General features: G+C 38.3%; 2 pseudogenes. One reads left to right on the forward strand and one right to left on the reverse strand.

Annotated features, from left to right (window positions below):
* Nucleotides 1-148: pseudogene (locus tag ACS8FD_RS17825) on the reverse strand (purine permease); the annotation flags it as partial.
* A gap of 407 nt (nucleotides 149-555) precedes the next feature.
* Here ACS8FD_RS17825 and ACS8FD_RS17830 point away from each other — a divergent pair.
* A pseudogene (locus ACS8FD_RS17830) lies at nucleotides 556-921 on the forward strand (DUF2868 domain-containing protein); the annotation flags it as partial.

Here is a 921-nt window from a genome sequence, read left to right on the forward strand (position 1 = left end):
CTGCTTGCCCAACAATCAGTGGCACAGCAATAATACCACCATACATAGTTAGTACGTGTTGGAAGCCATAAGCAATATTGGCGACAGTGCCTAGGTTTTCATCTTCTGGCCGTTCTAATAGAGGTTGAGAAGTAGATTTGATATCCATAGATAGATGTGCTCCCTGCATAATCTATTATTAATCTATTTTAGATATGTATATTTTGTCTAAAGCCTAAAATAAAGCTTAAATACAACCACAATCGTATTGTCTAGCTTTGCTATAAACGATCACTAGAGTCCATATCTGTGGCAGAGACTCTTTAAGAAGAGAAGGTATAGTAGATTACGATATGATTGAATATGTCATAAGATTTATAACTTAATTTTAGGGTAGATTTTATTATCCATAACTACTGGTTGTATTTTGACCATTTGGTCAGCTTTTTATTTTACCCTTATTTCTTGTTTATTCAAGCAAGAATGAAAATAATCTTGAATAGGTTACAATGTTCGTAATAGTTGTTTACTTTACTGGATTAATGTTTGTTCTATTTATATGGATATCTCCCTATCATGCTATCACCCCAAGACCAATTAACTGAGCTGGTACGTACGCTTGAGACCGAGCAGCACGTCTTTACGACCGATCCTTTATTGGTAACCGAAAAATTACAGGCAGAAGACGGTAAGCCGATTCAAAAGCTCCATCGGCGAGCTTCGCGTATTGACAGTAATGGCAATCTTGCACGGATACTGGGGAAAATCGATGGCCGCATTAAAGGCATCATGATAGTCATGAGCATCGTCTGGTGCGTGTCAGGATTTTTGGGTTTGTTTACCTTATTGCAGACCAACGTGGTCAATTTTTTCTATGTGTTGGTTTGCCTGCTGGGCTTTCATACATTGATGCTCGGTGGCTGGCTCGTGATGACACTGATT

The sequence above is a fragment of the Psychrobacter sp. 1U2 genome, assembly GCF_051847575.1.